The organism is Microbacterium panaciterrae (assembly GCF_039541635.1).
Lineage (GTDB): Bacteria > Actinomycetota > Actinomycetes > Actinomycetales > Microbacteriaceae > Microbacterium > Microbacterium panaciterrae.
Map to the genome: position 1 here is coordinate 25,456 of NZ_BAABGP010000026.1, position 17,377 is coordinate 42,832.

15 protein-coding genes are annotated in these 17,377 nt (G+C 63.0%); 3 read left to right on the forward strand and 12 right to left on the reverse strand.

Annotated elements, in window-relative coordinates; all coding sequences use genetic code 11:
- Positions 1 to 6: 6 nt before the first annotated feature.
- The 10 genes from ABD882_RS17915 to ABD882_RS17960 all read right to left on the reverse strand — a co-directional run bounded on the left by ABD882_RS17915 (position 7) and on the right by ABD882_RS17960 (position 11,302).
- A complete protein-coding gene (locus ABD882_RS17915) occupies positions 7 to 1,254 on the reverse strand; it encodes an MFS transporter (protein ID WP_345188828.1) in 1,248 nt (415 codons plus the stop codon).
- 102 nt (positions 1,255 to 1,356) lie between these two features.
- A complete protein-coding gene (locus ABD882_RS17920) occupies positions 1,357 to 1,962 on the reverse strand; it encodes a cysteine hydrolase family protein (RefSeq protein ID WP_345188829.1) in 606 nt (201 codons plus the stop codon).
- Between the two features lie 18 nt (positions 1,963 to 1,980).
- A complete protein-coding gene (locus ABD882_RS17925) occupies positions 1,981 to 2,685 on the reverse strand; it encodes a cysteine hydrolase family protein (protein WP_345188830.1) in 705 nt (234 codons plus the stop codon).
- A gap of 61 nt (positions 2,686 to 2,746) precedes the next feature.
- Positions 2,747 to 3,742 carry an ABC transporter permease gene (locus ABD882_RS17930; RefSeq protein ID WP_345188831.1) on the reverse strand — a complete coding sequence of 332 codons (996 nt, stop codon included), beginning with the start codon at positions 3,740 to 3,742 and terminating at the stop codon, positions 2,747 to 2,749.
- Between the two features lie 3 nt (positions 3,743 to 3,745).
- A complete protein-coding gene (locus ABD882_RS17935; RefSeq protein WP_345188832.1) occupies positions 3,746 to 4,507 on the reverse strand; it encodes an ABC transporter permease in 762 nt (253 codons plus the stop codon).
- A gap of 103 nt (positions 4,508 to 4,610) precedes the next feature.
- The gene (locus tag ABD882_RS17940; protein WP_345188833.1) at positions 4,611 to 6,269 is read right to left on the reverse strand and encodes an ATP-binding cassette domain-containing protein; all 1,659 of its coding nucleotides are present in this window, start codon (positions 6,267 to 6,269) and stop codon (positions 4,611 to 4,613) included.
- Positions 6,266 to 7,831, reverse strand: coding sequence for an ABC transporter substrate-binding protein (locus ABD882_RS17945; protein ID WP_345188834.1), 1,566 nt, complete (start codon positions 7,829 to 7,831; stop codon positions 6,266 to 6,268). The genes ABD882_RS17940 and ABD882_RS17945 overlap by 4 nt, the downstream gene beginning before the upstream one ends.
- Positions 7,832 to 7,998: 167 nt before the next feature.
- Positions 7,999 to 9,669, reverse strand: coding sequence for an allophanate hydrolase (gene atzF / locus ABD882_RS17950; RefSeq protein ID WP_345188835.1), 1,671 nt, complete (start codon positions 9,667 to 9,669; stop codon positions 7,999 to 8,001).
- A complete protein-coding gene (locus ABD882_RS17955) occupies positions 9,666 to 10,340 on the reverse strand; it encodes an urea amidolyase associated protein UAAP2 (protein ID WP_345188836.1) in 675 nt (224 codons plus the stop codon). The genes atzF and ABD882_RS17955 overlap by 4 nt, the downstream gene beginning before the upstream one ends.
- Entirely contained in the window at positions 10,337 to 11,302 is a 966-nt protein-coding gene (locus ABD882_RS17960; protein ID WP_345188837.1) for an urea amidolyase associated protein UAAP1, read from the reverse strand. The genes ABD882_RS17955 and ABD882_RS17960 overlap by 4 nt, the downstream gene beginning before the upstream one ends.
- On the opposite strand from ABD882_RS17960, the gene ABD882_RS17965 reads away from it, so the two are divergent.
- On the forward strand, positions 11,301 to 11,972 hold the full coding sequence (locus tag ABD882_RS17965) for a TetR/AcrR family transcriptional regulator (RefSeq protein ID WP_345188838.1): 672 nt from the start codon (positions 11,301 to 11,303) through the stop codon (positions 11,970 to 11,972). The two genes, ABD882_RS17960 and ABD882_RS17965, sit on opposite strands and share 2 nt — an antisense overlap.
- 243 nt (positions 11,973 to 12,215) lie before the next feature.
- On the opposite strand, the gene ABD882_RS17970 is transcribed toward ABD882_RS17965, so the two are convergent.
- Positions 12,216 to 13,160, reverse strand: a complete 945-nt coding sequence (locus ABD882_RS17970; RefSeq protein ID WP_345188839.1) for a GlxA family transcriptional regulator — start codon at positions 13,158 to 13,160, stop codon at positions 12,216 to 12,218.
- Between the two features lie 70 nt (positions 13,161 to 13,230).
- On the opposite strand from ABD882_RS17970, the gene ABD882_RS17975 reads away from it, so the two are divergent.
- Both ABD882_RS17975 and ABD882_RS17980 read left to right on the forward strand, forming a co-directional pair.
- Positions 13,231 to 14,973, forward strand: coding sequence for a nuclear transport factor 2 family protein (locus tag ABD882_RS17975; RefSeq protein WP_345188840.1), 1,743 nt, complete (start codon positions 13,231 to 13,233; stop codon positions 14,971 to 14,973).
- A 31-nt stretch (positions 14,974 to 15,004) separates the two neighbouring features.
- The gene (locus ABD882_RS17980; protein ID WP_345188841.1) at positions 15,005 to 15,859 is read left to right on the forward strand and encodes an MBL fold metallo-hydrolase; all 855 of its coding nucleotides are present in this window, start codon (positions 15,005 to 15,007) and stop codon (positions 15,857 to 15,859) included.
- 489 nt (positions 15,860 to 16,348) lie between these two features.
- Here ABD882_RS17980 and ABD882_RS17985 read toward each other — a convergent pair whose 3' ends face one another.
- Positions 16,349 to 17,368 (reverse strand): hypothetical protein, encoded by a 1,020-nt coding sequence (locus ABD882_RS17985; RefSeq protein ID WP_345188842.1) that lies wholly within the window; start codon positions 17,366 to 17,368, stop codon positions 16,349 to 16,351.
- Positions 17,369 to 17,377: the final 9 nt, after the last annotated feature.

A 17,377-nucleotide genomic window follows, 5' to 3' on the forward strand; every position in this document is an offset into this window, starting at 1 on the left:
TGCCTGTCATGGAGCCGTAGCTGAGACCCTTCCTGCGTCGGTGGCGACGTCTGAGGTTTCCTCTCGCCGGCGGAAGCGACTGCGGCCGACGAGGAACCCAAGACCACCAAGTACAAGGGCGCCGGTGCACAGCCACCATAGGGTAGTCGCATTGGTGGCGGACAGCACGAAGCCTCCGGCAACGGGTGCGAGTGCGAGCCCTCCTGACCAAGTCAGGTTGTAGAACCCTTGGTAGGTGCCGCGGAGTCGGGCCGGCGCGAGCGAGGATGCCAGCGCGGCAGCGATCGGGAAGGTGCCGAGCTCGCCGATGCTCCAGATGGCCGTCGCGATCGCGTACTGCCACTCCGTGTGCGCGTTGGCCAGGACTGCGAAGCCGAGCGCAGTGACAACCAGTGCCACGCCCAGAGTCACCGCCTTGGGCAACTTCTCCAAGACTCTGATCATGGGTACTTGGAGGAGGCACAGGAGCACGCCGTTCATCGATAACAGGAGGGCAAATGTCTGAGGAGGAAGTCCTTGTTGATGCATGGCGACCGGGAGGCTACTAGTGCTCTGGAAATACACGCTGGTGTAGATCAGTACAAGGCCAACCAGGCCAAGGAAGAGCCAGTCAGTCGCAACTTGTTTGTACGCTTCGACGGCGCGGACCGGCCCGGAGGAGAGACCGGCGTGCTTGCTGCGTTTCACCGCCGGCCCGATGGTGAACCCCAGGACAGCGGCAACGGAGACCAGGGTTGCGGCTTCGATCCAGAACATGGGGGCGAATCCGTGGGCGAGAATCGCTGCGGCCAGGAGCGGCCCGACGATGAATCCGAGGTTCAGGCCCCACGTGTGCAGCATGTAGGCGCGTGCCTGGCTTTTCGGCGGGACGATATCGGCGATCAGGGCGGCGAGGGCTGGCAGGGCGACATTCGACGTGATACCGAACAGCAGCAGGCTCGCTGCCAACCAGAACGGTGTTTGAAGGAATGGCACGCTGACGAGTGCGCCGGCGGAGAGGAGGTAGCCGGTCACTATGACGGGGACACGACCGAAACGGTCGGAGAGGAAGGCGCCGAACAGCGCCGACGCGATCCCGCCGACGCCGTAAAACGAGACGATGACGCCCGCCGCCGCGGGAGACAACCCCTGCTCGATAGTCAGATAGGACGACATAAACGGGATGACGAAACGACCCGCGGATCCGACGAAGGAGGTGACCCACTCGACCCAGAACAGACGGGGGAGGCCGAAGAGTGTGGGGGTGGAAGTCATGGTGATGCCTTCTTATTGCGGGCACAGCGGTGAGGCGAGCCGGTGCTCGGACGGGCTCGCCTCACGCGCGGGGGTGATGCCGGGGAGGCCGGTGGTGCAGGACTAGACGAGGGCGGGCTGCTGGGCCAGCCATGCCGAGACGTCGTCACTGGTGACGAGTGAGTTGCGCTGGACGTAACGCACCATCTCGAGGGCGTCGTCGTGTGCCTGCTTCGAGGAACCGCCGACGATGTCGGTGACGACGCGGACATGGAAGTCGCGTTGGTGGGCGTCGATGGCGGTGTACAGGACGCAGATGTCGGTGAAGCCGCCGATGAGGATCACCGATTCGGCCTTGTACGCCTTGAGGACGATGTCGAGTTCAGTCCCGAAGAACGCGGAGTAGCGCCGTTTGGGGATGTGGAATTCATCGGCGGTCGGGACGAGACCGTCCGCAATGGGGGTGCCTTCCCATCCCTCGACGCAATGCGGACCTTCGGAGCCGTCGAGCTCGCGACCGATATCCTGCAAATGCGGTTTGTGGACTTCCTGGATCCAGACGACGGGAATGTCCGTGTCCCGGCACTGGCTGATGAGGGCTTTGGCTCGGTCGCGCATGGCGACACGTTCGAAATGGTCGGCAGTGGGCTGCTGGCCGTCGGGGATGTGGTCGATCGAGCCTCCCTGGAAGTCGACGACGATGAGTACGGTCGAGCCTGTAATGTGCATGCGAGTTTCTTCTTTCGTTTAGACGAGCTGGGCGGCGGGCGAGGGCGCCGGGGCGGGAGCGATTGCGAGCCAGTCGTTGACGGCGTCGAGCGTGACGAGGGCGTCCCGCTGGAGATACTTGATTGCGCGCAGAGCCGCTTCGTGCGCCCGAAGCGTCGACCCGACGCACAGCTCTGGGATTGCGCGAATGTGGTAGTCGAATTGGTGGGCGTCGACGGCGGTGTAGTGCACACAGACGTCAGTCATGCCGCCGATGAGGATCACCGTTTCGGCCTTGTAGCCGCGGAGCACGATGTCGAGCTGAGTGCCGTAGAAGGACGAGTAACGTCGCTTCTGAATGAGGTACTCCTCCGAACGCGGTTCCAGACCGGGAATCAGCTCGGTCGCGGGATCACCCTCCAGCGCGTGCGGCCCCTCGGAACCGTCGAGCTCGCGTCCGATGTCGACCAGTGAGGGCTTGTGCACCTCCTGGATGAACACGACCGGCTGCCCTACGGAGCGGAAGTTCGCGACCAGCTCTACGGCCTTAGGGTTGCGGACCGCGTGCCCCGCCTTGATGTAGTCAGCATCGATATCGGGACCCAGATCGTCGGGGAACTCAACATCACCGCCTTGGATGTCGACGACGACGAGGACGGCGTGTCCGACGGGTTTCAGATCGTCACCCGGAGTGATGTCGGTGACCTGGATGGGCGTGGCTTCTGCCGTGGCCATGGATTCCATATTGCTTCCTTCTATGCGGTGGTTCGTGGGAGAGGGTATTGACGGGCTAAGAGCGTCGGGGTCACAGCGTTCGCAACCGTGGGTCGACGACGGCGAGAAGGATGTCCACGATGGAGTTGATCAGCACGTAGGCGCCACCGAGGATCAGGCTGATCGCGGCGACCGAGGCGAGGTCGGCGACGCTGATCGCGGCGGTCAGGTACTGTCCTAATCCGTTCCAGGAGAAAATCTGCTCGACGACGACGAGACTGGAGAGCATCAGACCAATCTGGACACCAAGAAACGACATCGCAGGGGATGAGGCATTCCGGAGGGAGTGCCGAAACAGGATGGCGCCCTCGGTCTCTCCGAGCGAGCGTGCCGTCTTGGCGTAGCCCGATTTCGCTCCGGTGTCGAGGCCGTCGGCCAAGACGCGGGCGAGAGCGATGCCGGGCCCGATGCTTGCCGCGAGCGCCGGGAGGAACAGATGCTGCGCAGCATCCCATGCGTACAGCGGGTCACCATCGAGAAGACCGTCAAGGACGTAGAACCCGGTCGGCCCGGTCAGCGGCGGAAACGACGTTCGGCCTTGGGCGGGGAGGACGTGCAGCTGGCCGAAGAACAGCAGTAGACCGGCTGTGGCGAGCAGGAAGGAAGGCGCCGAGGCAGCACTGAAGAAGACGAAACGGATGATGCCACCACCCCATCCCCTCACGCTGCAGAGGCGGGAAAGGACGATGGCGATGATCACCGACAGCGTGATCGCCCAGATCGCCAGTTCGAAGGTGGCGGGTACCCGCGCGGCCAGTTCGGTGGTGACGGGTCGCTGGGTGCTCAGTGACAAGCCGAGATTGCCGTGGAGCGCGTTCCACACGTAGTCGAGGTACTGTTTGAACAGTGGCTGGTCTAGGCCAAGATGTTCGCGCATCCGTTCGACCGCGGCGGCAGAGGAGTTCGCGCCGAGATAGGAGCGGACGGGGTCGGCTCCGCTGATTCGTTGGACTACGAAGACGACGATGCTCAGGACGATCAGCACGCCGATTAGGGAACCGACGCGGTTGATAATGAATCGGACCACCAGTCACGCTCCTTGTCCGCGCAGCGCTTTGCGCATGGCGTCGCCGAAGTAGTTGAACAGCAGGGCGAGGATGCCCACGGCCGCGGCGGGCATTATCGCGACCCACCACGCATTCAGGACGAACTGCAGCCCCGAGGAGGCCATGAGCCCGAGTTCGGGGGCAGGTGCTGGTGTGCCCAGCCCGATGAAGGCCAGCGATGCCAGGGTCATGATGACACCGCCGATGTCGAGGCTCGAGGTGACGACGACCGTTGGTAGCACGGTGGGCATGATGTGGCGCACGACGAGTGGTATCCCGCGGGTTCCGGACATCCTGGCGGCTTGTACGTGGAGGCTGGTCGCGACCCGACGCACTTCACCGCGGACCACCCGGGCGTACAACGGCCACCAGACGATGGCGATCCCGATCATCGAACTGCTCAGGCTCGGGCCGAGGCCGGCGGCGATCGCCATGGCGACGATAGTCGCCGGGAGTGCGAGGAACAGGTCCGTGACACGCATCAGGACGGAATCGACCCATCCCCCCAGAAACCCCGAGAGGGTGCCGAGGATCATTCCGAAGATGGCGCTGCCGATTGTCACAGCGAGCGCGGCGAACAGGCTGGTGCGCAGTCCGACGAGCACGCGGGTGAATACGTCGTAGCCGAGGTCATCCGTGCCGAGGAGATGTTGGGGCGAGCCCGGGACCAGGAATGCGCCGCCGCTGGGCACGGTCGCCTGATACGGCGTCAAAACGGGGCCGATGAGGGCGATCACCACCACCACGATGAGCAGACTGGTGCCAACCATGTCACCGAACGCCCAGTGAGCGAACCTTGGCACCCGGAGAGCGAATCGCCGTCGGGGCAGGGGGTTGAAGGCGGCGGCATCAAGCGAGAACGGCATCGAGGAGTCCTTTCCCGTAGGGACTGGTCATGGCTTCTTGTAGTTCCCCGGAGGCGACGGTTTCCACGATCCGGCCATTTTCGATGACCAAGACGCGGTCGGAGATGATCCGGGCAGCGGCGAGATCGTGAGTGACGAACAGAATCGAGATGCCGAGGGTGTGTCGTAGGACGTTGAGCAGATTAAGGACAGTGCAAGCGACGGACACATCGAGAGCGCTGGTCGGTTCGTCGCAGAGCAGGATGCGTGGCGGAACGACGACGGCGCGGGCGATCGCGACACGTTGCCGTTGCCCACCGGACAGTTGCCCCGGGCGGCAGTCGAGCGCGGAGAGCGGCAGTGCCACCCGCTCCAACGCCGTCTCGATCCGCACGGTGGTCTGCCCGGCGGTGAGCGACCTGCCGTCTGGAGTGTTCCGGAGCCGCTCCGTCAGGAGTTGTCGAACTGTCATCCACGGGGTGAGGGAGGACCCAGCGTCTTGGAAGATGACCTGGATGTGAGCCGGGTCGACCGTGGTGATAGTTCCGGAGCTGACGGTTTCGAGGCCGGCGGCGATCCGGAGGATCGTCGACTTCCCGGAGCCGCTTTCGCCCACGAGGGCAACGCTCTCGTTGTCGGTGACATGGAAGCTGACTCCGTGGAGGACATCGGTGTGCTGGCGTTTGAAGATGCCGCCAGTCGGGAAGCTTTTGGTCACGTCAGCGAGCTGGAGCACAGTGCCGGTCGAGTCCGTCCGCCGGGTCGGGGTCAGATCCCCCCATGTGAAGGCGCCGCTCTCCCACCGGGAGGCAACGTCGGGAGACGTAGCCTGTGACATGTTCTCGGTGATTGATGCGATCACGGTCGACTCGGGTTCGCCGACGGGGCGTGCGCGGTCCGTAGTCAGGGTGATTCGTGACGCCATGAGGCGCCGAGTGTAGGGGTGTGCAGGGGCAGTGAACACCGTGGTCGCGGTATTCTTCTCGACGATGCGGCCCTGGTGCATGACGGCGACGTCGTCACACATGGCGCTGGCAACGCCGAGGTCGTGGGTGATGAATATGACTGCGCAGCCGAGGCGTTCCCGCTCGCGGTGGAGGAGGGTGAGGATTTGGGCCTGCACGCCGACATCCAATGCGGTCGTTGCTTCGTCAGCAATCAGCACCGATGGCCGTCGGGAGAGGGCAAGCGCAATCATCACGCGCTGCCGCATCCCACCGGATAGCTGGTGCGGGTAGCTGACGGCTACAGCCTCTGGCTTCCGGATCTCCACTTCCTGCAGCCACCGGATTGTTTCCTCCCGACTCCCGGTGACCCGGTCCATCATCCGCCCGATCGTCATCAACGGATCCAGCGATGCCATCGGGTCTTGGAACACGGTGGTGACTTGGTGGCCCCGAACGCGGCCCCACCCGCGGTCATCCACGGGGTCCAGCCGGGTGCCGCCGATGTCGATCGTCCCTGACGCCCGCACGTGAGGTTCGCGTGTGAGGAGTCCTTGTAGCGCCGACCCGACGGTGCTCTTGCCTGAGCCGGACTCTCCGACCAGGCCGAGGCATTGTCCGGGGGCGAGACTGAAGCTGACACCGTCCACCGCGTGGACAGCGGTTCCTGCGGAAAGGTAGGTGATGCTGAGGTCGGCGACACGGGCTGCGCTTGTCATCGTGTCGGCTCCAGTTTCGCGTAGTCGATCAGCCCCGTGATGACTGGGTTGAATGCCTTATCCGCGCCGGCGACTTTGGTTGAGAAGATCGCGGTCCCGCGAAGCGACGCAAGCGAGAACCACAAACCGGATCCGTTCACCTGCTGAACGACTTGCGCGTATGCGTCGGGGTTTCCGGTCCGCAGCCCTTCGTCGAGCAGCGTGTCCATTCCTGGGACAGACGCCCCGAACAGATCCAGTCCACCAGTGGGGGTGTAGAACACGCGGGCCCACGCTTCGGGGGACACCGTGTCGGGGAATCCGTTGAAGATGGTCAGGTCCGGAGCGTCAGCGGAACTCATCGCCGTGTAGTACGTTCCGGTCCCGAATCCGATGCTTTGCGCCTTGATGCCGGCCTTCCCGAGTTCGGCAACAAGGTTGTCCGACAACGCTTTCGCCACGAGATCGGGGGTGGCGTAGCCGATCTTGATCGTGCGGTTGTTCAATCTGGAAGCAAACTCGCGCCACGCGGACGCGCTGTAGGTCAGGTCCTTCTTGTTGAGCGCAGCGGGAAGAACTGCTGCAGGGAACACGCCGTCACTCGGCTTCGCGATGCCACCCAGGGCGTCGGAAACGAGAGTGCTCAGGTCAATGCCGGACAGGAACTTGCGGCGGGTTCCCGCGTCGGTGAAGAACGCAGATTTCGGATTGACGAACAGGGTTGGGTTCAGGGTGCTGGCCCACGTCGTGACCTTCAACGACGGCTGCTTGTCGTATGCGGCGCGGGTCAACTTGTCGAGGTCCGTGGTCAGCCCGTCGAGCTGTCCGCCCTGCAACTGAAGCTGCAAGCTGGACTGGCTTGTGACCACGGAGAAGTTCACTGTTTTGTATGCCGGAGCTGGGCCCCAGTAGTTCGCATACCGGTTGAGTTGGTAGGAGGTTCCCTTATCGAACTGCCCGTAGGTGTAAGGCCCGGTCCCGGCGTCGTGGTTGGCGAACCAGGAGGTGCCGTTGTTGGCGGCGTGTGCTTTGATCGCGGTGGGGCTGACCATTTTCGGACCGAACGGTGACGCTAGCAGCGGTAGGAACGCCGTGTTGGGCGCCTTTAACGTGATTACCGCTGTGTTGGGGTCCGGGGTGGCCACATCCTTGACGCCAGCGACCATGTAGGCGGGGCCTTGACCGACAGCCGTGCGACGGTCGAATGACGCCTTGATGGCAGCCGAGGTGAAGGAGGTTCCGTCGTGGAAGGTGACGCCTTTGCGTAACTTGAAGGTGAAGACGGTGTTGTCCTTTTCCGTCCAGCTTGTCGCGAGGACGCCGGTGATCTTGTCATTGCTGTTGCCGGGCTCGTATCCCACGAGACCTTCGTAGGCGCTGTTGACGAGGTTGAGCTCGGACCCGTTATATGCGGTGTCGGGGTCCGGGGTGCTGATGTCTTGGTAGAACGCCATCCGCAGTGTTGACGTGTCGCCCACCGCTTCGTCCTTCGAGCCGCCGCCGGCTGTGCAGGCCGTGAGTGTGAGGACAGCCACCACGCCACCGCTGATGAGTGCGAGCGCATTTCGTTGAATCTTTCGCACGGGAATCTCCTTGATCGGTCGGGATAAAAAAAGCCTATCGATCGATAGTTACGGCGCGTGTCGGGCTGGTTACACTTGTGTTTCGGTTTACTGGATGCCTTCTCGGGGCGTTCGCTGCGGGATGCGCAACGGCCCCGACGAGACGTCGGGGCCGTTGCGGTTTATGCTCAGCTGAGGGGCGCTTGCTCACGCAACCAGCTGCGCCAGCTTCGAGAGGCGGAGATGTCGAGAGCATCGGTGATTGCTCCGGCGGCGCCGATGAATCCCTTGACCGCTCGTCCGTCCGCGAGATCGACGGTGCCGATTGCCAAGGGCGGCGGCACCAGTGCGATGAACGTCCCGAATTGACCGCTCGGGACCTCCCAGATCTCTCCTTCGATGGCCTCGCCGCCCTCGGCGACAGACAGGGCAGGCTTCGGAGGTGAGGTGGGCAACGCGTGAAGCCGGTACCGGGGAGCCGTCGTGGTGGCGGCTTGGAATCGAGCGCCGAGCGATGTGAGCTGGTAGTTCAACGGTTCGCCTGTCAGGTGGGCGCCGGCAACGAACAGTTCCACGTGCGTTTCGAGGGCTGTGTCCGCGATTGCGGCGAGCGTGTCATCGGACCAGGCGGGCCCGGTGAGCATCACGCCGAACGGGAGCCCGTCGATGGTTCCGGCCGGGACGGCGAGCGACGCCATGTCGAGGAGGTTGGCAAAGTTGGTGAACCGGCCAAGTCGGGAGTTCGCGCCGACCGGATCAGCGTGCATCTCCGCGATGGTGGGGTGCCCGGTCGTGGTCGGCGTGAGCAGGCAGTCGATCCCGGCGAGCAGTTCGTCGGCGGCCATGCGCAGCAGGTCGAGGCGTTCGATGTCCCGGAACAGCTCGGCAGCGGTTGGTCGGGCGCCGTCGAGGATGATCCTGGCGACGGTGGCATCCAGGGTGATTCCGATCTGGTCGGGATGGCTTTCGATCTCGGCGCCGACCGCGGTGTACCGTTCGGCGACAAATGCTCCGTCGTACAGAAGGCTCGCCGCCTCGAGCAGCGGCCCAATGTCCAGTTCCACAATGTCGTAACCGGCCTGCTCGAAGCGCGTCACGGCTCGTTGGAACGCGGCAGCCCAGCCATCGTCGAGTTCGCCCAGGGTCGCCGCAGTGGGGATGCCGACCCGCCCGTGGGTCTGGGGAGTTTGGGCGGCTGGGCGGGCTCGAGGGTCCTTCCCGTCGGGGCCGGTCATGATCGCGACGAGGAAGCTTGCCAGACGTCGATTCTGGGCAAATACCGTGACGCAATCGAGAGTCCGGCAGGCGGGGACGACACCGGTCGTCGGCACGCGACCCTTGGTTGGCTTCACGCCCCAGATGCCGTTCAGGGCGGCGGGAACCCGACCAGAGCCGGCAGTGTCGGTTCCGAGAGCGGCATCGACGAGGCCGAGTGCCACCGCCACGGCCGATCCCGAGCTTGACCCGCCTGAGATTCGTTGCGGGTCCCATGCGTTCCGGACCGCACCGTAGGGGCTCCTTGTCCCATTCAGGCCCGTCGCAAACTGATCGAGGTTGGTCTTGCCGAGGACGAGAGCGCCCGCGGAGCGTAGGCGGGCGACGGCGGTCGCGTCGGTGTCAGGTCGTCGAGAGAAAGTAGGGGCGCCCGCCGTCGTGGGCAAGCCAGCGACGTCGACATTGTCTTTCACTGCCACCAGGAGTCCCGCCAGCGGCAAGGTCTCGCCGCGTTGAACGCGCGCATCAATCTGGCGGGCTTCATCGAGTACGTCGTCGGGTTCGCGAAGTGTGATCCACACTTCGGGCCTGTCGACCCGGTCGATGTCGGCGAAGGCGCGCAGCACGCGGTCGACTGCGCTCATGCGCTCACCTCCTCGGTGACGTACATGTGCAGCGGGGTTGGATCGAAGTCGTTGCACGGGTTGTTTATCTGCGGGCAGTTCGAGACGATTACGAGGACATCGCGTTCGGCACGGAGTGCGACGCGCTTCCCCGGTGCACTGAGGCCGTCCACGATTCCCAAACTTCCGTCCGCTTCCACCGGAACGTTCATAAACCAGTTGATGTTCGAGACCAAGTCCCTGGCGCCGAGCCCGTATTTGGCCCCTTCGAAGAGAAAGTTCTCCCGGCAGGCATGCTCGGCCGAGGTGTGATGGCCGTAACGGAGCGTGTTCGATTCCTTGCTGCAGGCGCCACCAATGGTGTCCTGGCGTTCGATCTCGTTTCCTACGATCGTCATCAGCGGTAGGCCATCGTTTGCGCGAAGGACGACGCCGGTGTTCAGGAACGCATTCCCGGACCAGGCGAGCGTGTCGGATGTGCTGTATCTATAGGAGGTGTCCTCGGCGTCATACGCGAGGAAGTCTGCCGACTGGTTGCCCCCCACATCGACGATTGTGAGCGTCTGTCCGCGCCGAATGGTCGCGGACCAGGGCGCGCGCGGAGGGACGCGCTCGTCCACAAGGATGGCTCCCTCGGATAGAGGAGTGCCTTCGTCAAAGCGGTCGTGGTGGTCGGTCCCCAGATAGGTCATGCTGCTGCTCCTCGTGCGATTAGATAGTCGAGCGTGTTCTCGTAAGCGCGGGTTCGCTCCGGCGTGGCCGCCCAGAATGCCGAGTCGGGGCCAGTCGCGGTGTCGCTCCACGCGTGGATGCGGAGCGGGCCGACAACAAAGTCCGGCCGTGGGTCCAAGGGGTGCGGAACGTTGGCTAGGAGCACAATTACGGGCATTTCGGCGACCAGATCCACGTGCGTGCCGGCACCGGCGCTTCCCCGGAACTGCAATTCGCCGTCGCCCCCGACTCGGACTCCCTGGAAGAATGAAACCCCCGGGGGAACATCCCGCCGGGTCAGGCCGTGCTTCGCGGCCGCTAATGCGAGCAGATCCTGGCCGGCGGGGGAGGCGGACTCGGGTCGGTGGGCACCGTATTTCGCGGTCGTGAAGGTCGCCGTCGTTGTGCCACAGAATGCATCGTGGTGCGCCGACGAATCTTCGACCACTGTGGCGAGCACCCGGCCGTCGCCGGAGAGCAACGGATGACCCGTGGTGACGTAAGCCTGCCATGGAATCTTCTGCGTGTCTGCCACGTTGAGCCGCTCCGTTGGCTCAAACGCGTTCAGGAGAACGACGTGCGCACACGCATCGCCGGTCGGGTCGTCGAAGCGCAACCGGGTCCCTCGGGCGAGGACCCGATGAGCGTATCCACCGGGGGCGACTATCTCGGACCAGGTCAACTGCTGAGCACGGACGCCGTGCGGAACGTATGGTGATGTCGATGCCGGAACATAGACTTGAAACTCCGATTGCGAACCTTCACGAGATCGGGCGTCAGTCCGGGCGGCCCCGACGGATTGGGTGAAATGAGATGCGCGCTCCGTGGATGTCATTCGCGCCTTTCCGCCGGCCAGCCGCCGGACTTTACCTTTCAAGTGATAGGTTGAGTTTAGGGCGCGAGATGTTTCGTGCGGGTTACCAAACGGCTGACGATGCCGCATGCTGGGTTGGGCGACAGAACGGATCAGTATGACCGTGGAAGGTGATGCGCGCCGAAGGGGAGATTCTTCACCCGTCCTGGCCCCGCAGGCGAGACGCTCGCGCCGTGTCGGGCGGGATGCGATCCTCGACGCGGCCCAGAACCTATTCGTGATGAATGGTTACGCGGGGACCTCGACGCGGGATATTGCAGACGCCGTAGGGATCCGGCAACCGTCGCTGTACTACCACTTCAAAACTAAATCTGACATTCTCCGCGAAGTGCTCCTGGAGACGGTTGAGCCGGCGATTGCGACCGCGCACTCGCTAGAGGACGACACCACTCTTACCCCTCGCCAACGGCTGCTAAGCATGGTTCGGTGGGATGTAGCATCGTTGCTGCAGTCCAGCCGCCGCAATCAAATCTATGTGATGCAGCTTCCTGAAGCAGAGCTATCCGCTCTCACGGAATATCGGGACCGGTTCGCCCTCCTGCGACGGTTGTACCGCTCGTTCGTTGCCGCAGCCCGCCGGGATTCAACGGAGCTTCCACTTTCCGACGAGGCTCTTGCAAACGTGATTTTCAGCATGATCGAGGCGGTGAGCTTCCGAAGAATCTATGAGCAGGAATCGAATCCTGCGGACATTATCGAACAAACCGTGCACGCGGTCGGCGTGCTGATCGACAGATAACAAGCGGCCGGGTTCGAGTCGTGCCGTCACCCGCTCTGGGTTTCGACTGACCAGCGCTTGTGCCTGGCCCAGCACAGTCGCCTCCGCAAATCACGATGCACTCAACGCGGATCCCCGGTTAGTTTTGCTGCGCGCAGTCGGTCCTGGAAACGTCCATGTGACACCTGCGATGTAGAAGTGGGCGCATCGCGTGACAGGCGAGACTTGCTCGCAAAGCACCGGACCCGTCAAGAAGAGGCTGCCTTATCTGTCTCGGAAAGAACGTCGGTACGCTTGCGGGGTCAATCCGACCGATGCTCGGAAGTGTTCGCGGAGCGATGTCGCTCCTGCGAAGCCGACGCGGCTTGCGATCTCGTCGATTCCCTGGCTGGTCGTTTCCAAGAGTTGACGTGCCCTCTGAATGCGCTCCTGGGTTAGCCAGCGTCCAGGGCTCATGCCCAACTCGTGTTGGAAACGCCGGGCCAGAGTGCGTTGACTCACATGGGCTTGGTCGGCCAAGGCCGTCAAACTGACTGCCTCGTGCAGGTTCCGTCGTGCCCACTCACGAACCGCGGATGTTCCCTCGGCGAGGTTCGTCGCTTGGTTGCCCTCCATGTACGGTCTCTGACCCCCCTCACGCCAACCGGGCACGACGCACATCCGCGCCACATGATTGGCGAATTCATTCCCGTGATCGTTGCGAATGAGTTGAAGGCAGAGGTCAACGCCCGCCGCAGCGCCGGCCGAGGTCAACGTGTTGTCTTCATCCACAAACAGAGCATCGGGGTCGAGGTGAACGGCGGGGTACCACTGACGGAACAGCGGTGCGGCCGCCCAGTGTGTCGTGGCTCGCTTTCCGTCGAGGAGACCAGCGGCCCCGAGGACGAACGCTCCGGTGCAAATCGAGGCGAGCCGCGTACCCCGCCGCACCCGCGTCAGCGCGCGAGCTGCGTTGCGGGTGGCGTCGAGGTCGGGTGTGTTTGTTGTGAATCCGGGAATGATCACCGTGTCGGCCTGTCGAAGTACCTCTGAAGAATGCCGCACATTGACATCAAAATCGGCGCTGGTTCGAACCGGACGCCCGTCGAAACTGCAGGTCTTGACGTCGTAACGGCCGTCCGCCGCGCCGAGGACGCGACTGGGGATGCCTAGGTCAAACGGATAGACCCCGTCGAAAGCAAGAACAACTACGCGGTGTTGGCGCGTCATGGCAAGATCCCGTCGTTAAGTGGCAATTAAGACATCCTACGAGTTTGGTCTCGCTTACGACAATGAAGTCATGACTGATTTGGAAACCATGAAAGCTGTGCAGCAGGAATCCCTCGGCTCGACCGACGTACTTCACCTTGTGGATGTCCCAAAGCCGCGCCCAGGAATCGGCGAAGTGCTCATCGCCGTTCATGCGTCTGGCCTGAACGCCACTGATTGGGCCAACCGTGCCCGCGTGACCACCGTCGACCGGCTTCCCCTGGTGCTCGGTTGGGATGTTGCCGGCGTCGTGGAATCAGTGGGCGTCGGGGTCTCCCTCTTCGCGCCCGGTGACGAGGTCTTTGGCATGCTGCCATACCCGAACGGTGTAGGTGCGCACGCCCAGTACGTCGTCGGGCCGGCCCGGGCGTTTGCGCCGAAACCAGCGGGCATTGACCATGTCCACGCCGCTGCGTTGCCGCTGGCCGCCATGACGGCTTACCAGTCACTCATTGACACGGCTGGGATCGAGTCGGGCCAGCGGGTGCTCATTCACGGGGCGAGCGGTGGTGTCGGACATCTTGCCGTTCAGATCGCCAAGTCACAGGGCGCCTTCGTGATCGCGACAGCAAGTGCGTCAAAACATGAATTCGTCAAGTCACTCGGTGCCGACGAGGTGATCGACTACCACTCCGCCGACCTCCTTCTCGGGCTGCGAGATGTCGACGTTGTCCTGGATCCTGTCTCGCTGGATCGGGAGTCAAGAGGCCGCTCTGCACGGATGCTCCGACGCGGTGGGACCCTGGTCTCGCTCCTACCTCAGCCGCTGGAAGACGGTGAAGCAGCAGAGTTTGCGCAACGCGGTATCCGATTCGCGGCGGTCATAGTCGAAGCAGACAGCAGCTCCATCCGAGCCGTTGCAGCGCTTGCAAAAGGCGGACAACTCCGCCCTCACGTTGACGCGGTCTTCCCATTGAGCGAGACCGCAGCGGCGCACCGTCTCGGCGAATCGGGCAGCGCAAAGGGCAAGATCGTGATCTCGGTTGCAGAGACCCGAAAGCATGCCATCTCAGCAAACGTCCTTCGTTCCGTCTTCGAACCCGAGGGCGACATAAGTCAGGTCGACACACATGTCCGGCCCGACTACATCCAGCACAACCCGCTTGCCCCAGACGGCCCCGAGGCAATGAAGGCATTCGGAGCAGCGTGGAAGCAACAGTTCCCCGAAGCGACGTACACGGAAGAGCACGGCCTCACAGACGGCGACTTCGCCCTCTTGCACTCCCACGGTGTCACCGTACCGGGCACACCAGGTCTGGCCGTCTTTGACATTTTCCGCTTCCAGGATGGAAAGATTGCGGAACACTGGGACATCCTGCAAGAGATACCGGAGGCTCTCGCGGATGATGCATTCGATGCGTTGAGCGAGCCTGAAGCACGCGAGGTCGGGCAGCGTTTGTACACCCGCCAAAACGCCGAGGTCGTGCGCGATTTCGTGGATCAGGTGCTTGTACAGAAGAACCTCGACACCATCGACGCATTTGCGTCCCCGCAGTACAGAGAACACTCCCTCCACGTCCCGCAGACCGGCCGCGGACTGCGAGCGGACCTGGCTGGCTACTTCGAAACCAACCCGGAGCTATCCGTCGTACCGAAACGGGTTATCGCCGAAGGTGGCCTTGTGGCCGTCCACAGTCACTACACGCTTTCCCCGGAGGATCGTGGACTCTCGGTTGTCGACCTGTTTCGCGTGCGGGATCTTCGGATCGTCGAGCACTGGAGTGCCGCGCAAGCTGTGCCAGAGGTCGCAGCGAACGACAACACGATGTTTTGATTCGCCCAACGAGAACAGAAAAGAATGACCAATGCCTTTGAAATATGCAGTATTCGTCACACCACCGATTCCGCAACACTCCGGAACTCTGAACCTGCCCACCGGCGAACCGATCGCATGGTCTCCGACGGCCACGACCCTGATCTACGGTGATCGGAGCGCCGTCTTGGTGGACCCGCCGTTCACCCATAGCAGCGTGGATGACCTGCTGTCCTGGGTTGAGAAATTTGGACTTCCCGTTACCGGAATCTATATCACTCATGGTCACGGCGACCACTGGTTCGGTGTGTCCGACGTGCTGAAGCGCTACCCGGAGGCCACCGTCTGGGCCACTGCGGGTACGCTGGCACATTTGCGCGATCCGGCTCAGGTGCAGCAGCGTGCGGCATTCTGGGACGTATTGTTCCCCAACGAAATTCCCACAGAACCGTTCGCAGTCAACGTCGCCGACTCAAGCGGATTCGCCCTAGAGGGACACCATCTTGTGCCGGTAGAAGTTGGTCACAGCGACACGGACGACACCACGGTGCTCTGGGTGCCCGCGCTGCGACTGGCGGTCGCAGGAGACGTGGTCTACAACGGCGTTCACCTGTCCTTAGCCGAGTCCGGCTCAGGGGGGCGAGACGCGTGGCGCAAAGCACTCGAAACGGTCGCGTCCCTCTCCCCGCTTATCGTCGTCGCTGGCCACAAAGATCCACTTCACGACGACGACCCGAGCCACATCGATCACACCCGTCAGTACCTCGACGACGTGGACGATCAGCTGATTCGTTCGCACACCTCCACTGAGTTCTTCGAGGCCATGGTTTCGCTTCACCCAGACCGACTAAACCCGGGCGTGCTCTGGGTAGGCGCAAATTCTCTGCTCACCAACAGCCCGTCATAGTTTGCGTTCCGATCGAACTCCGTTTGGGGCCAGACGCTTAGTGGCGGCCCTTTCGACCGGGTCGGGGCGCGGGCTTCCCCGGTCACCCGGCGGCGTCGATCGAGGAGCCTGATTCGTATGCAGCCGAGCGACGCCTCGGTCCGCGCGTGGTCGTGGCGAGGAAGGTCCCCCACGAAATCAGCAGTGGGATGGCAGGAAGAGCGACGAACCACGCGGGGGCAGTGACGGCCGTCGGGCCTGGGGGTCGGTGATGAGCAGACCTGCAGCGATCAGGTCGGAGGCGGCTCCTTGTCGGCGCCACTGGAGGCTTCCGCTTGAAGGCGCGCTCCTGCCGGGTGTCAGAACAGTTCGAACGTCTCCGCGAGACCGCTGGGTCGCTCTATCCGATGCCCAAGACGCAGTCCAGTTGTCGAGTATGAGGTGGATGTCTCGGCCATCTGTTTCATCGTCAGGTGAGAGCTGAGCGTCTTGTGAGCGCCGGCTACGCCCTCAGCCAAACAGGAACCCGCGTGGTCGCTGGTCGTCGGCCCGCGCATAGACGAAGGACCACTCAGCTTCACCGACGCCATCCGGTGCGGCAGGTCGCTTGGATCGAATGATGGCGTTCCGGTTCGGCACGATACCGAGCTTGTCCCACGTCCACGCCGACCCCCTTGTGAGATTTTGGAGTCCGACGTTTGTTATGACCCAGTCCGGTCCGATGATCTCGCGGAGCTTGCTTTGCAGTTTCTCTGTGCCGAGCGGCGCTCTCTGGTCGCGCAAGGCAAGCCGCAGACCACGCTGGAGCTCGCGGAGCGCTAAGGGAAAGTCGAGCGCTTTGGAGTCAGTCAGATGATCGCGTTGCTTCATCTGTCGCTCGAGCTGAGCGGCGACTTCATCGGGAGCTACGTCAGGCTCCCAGCGAACGTCGAAATGCGGTAGGCCGAACTCGTTTGGCTTTTTCGGAGTGATGATCGTTACGCGGAACCTCGGCACAGTCCCGTCGTCGATGACCAGACCGTCCCCGCGATAGATCTCCTCGGTGGCGAAGCGGAAGTGAGCCGTGAGTTGGGCATTGGGGGCGCTGGCGGGGACGGTCAACCCGTTGCTGTCAATTGCGCCGATGCGCGCGGCTTCAGTAAGCGCTTGCGTGATCGAGTCGAAGGAGATGTCCTCAAGCATTGAGTCGACCACTTGATCCTGCGCGGCCTGAATCTCGGCGCGGCGTTCGTTCAAGCGAGCTTCCAGATCATCCAGCCGAGTACCGAACGCGTGGGTCTTCTCCTCCACCACTTCCTCGGCGGTCGAACGAACTTGCTCGGCGATCCGACGAGTGAAGCGACGCTCAAGGATAAACAGAAAGAAGGCAATAAGCAGGGTGGCGCCGATGTTGGTCAAGGTCCCGACCGTCACCTGTGGCCAGTGCCACAGCAGGTCGGCAATATGTGCGAACCCGATGAAGGCGAGTCCGAAAATGAGCGAAGCGATAATCCAGCCCCAGCTGAACTGGACTTTTGGTTTCTCCGGCATACCTCAACC